Annotated in this window: 1 protein-coding gene and 1 pseudogene; both read left to right on the plus strand. The window is 50.6% G+C overall.

Annotated features, from left to right (window positions below; genetic code table 11):
• Positions 1–231, plus strand: a pseudogene (locus J5224_RS33960) (cold shock domain-containing protein); the annotation flags it as partial.
• A 162-nt stretch (positions 232–393) separates the two neighbouring features.
• Positions 394–607, plus strand: a 214-nt coding sequence (locus J5224_RS33965) for a DUF2058 family protein (protein ID WP_264629258.1), incomplete at its 3' end; no start/stop codon positions are given.

Here is a 607-nt window from a genome sequence, read left to right on the forward strand (position 1 = left end):
TCCTTTCTGGTGTTCAGCGAAGAAGTGCCGGCCGATACCCGCATTGATAAAGAGAATACGGTGCTTTCTGTGGGCGCGCTGATGGGAAACATCAGGCCGAAATCAGCCGCTAAATCCAGCGAAGTTCGCTCGATGAAAAAGCTGGCGATTACCACCTTTCAGGGTTCAACGTTAATCTTCACCGAAGATGAGATAGACATAGACGCCACAGTGAAACTGCTCAAGGTGTGAAACCTTTTCGCTGGCCCCGTGTCAGCAGCGAACCGTATTCACTGCGCCCCTGATGGCGTCCTCCAGACCAAACGCCATCGCGATCGGGCTCTGCGCCCGGTTACAGCCTTGACGATTACAGGTATAATCCCACCCATTATTCTTACGGGTTTCGAAACGACGATGACAAAACTCACCTTACAAGAGCAACTGCTGAAAGCGGGATTAGTGTCCAGCAAAAAAGTGGCCAAAGTGCAAAGAACGGCCAAAAAATCACGCGTTCAGGCGCGTGAGGCCCGAGCCGCTGTAGAGGAAAATAAAAAAACACAGCTCGAGCGCGATAAACAGCTAAGCGAGCAACAAAAACAGGCTGTGTTATCTAAAGAGTATAAAGCGC

It is taken from the genome of Candidatus Symbiopectobacterium sp. NZEC135, assembly GCF_025962695.1.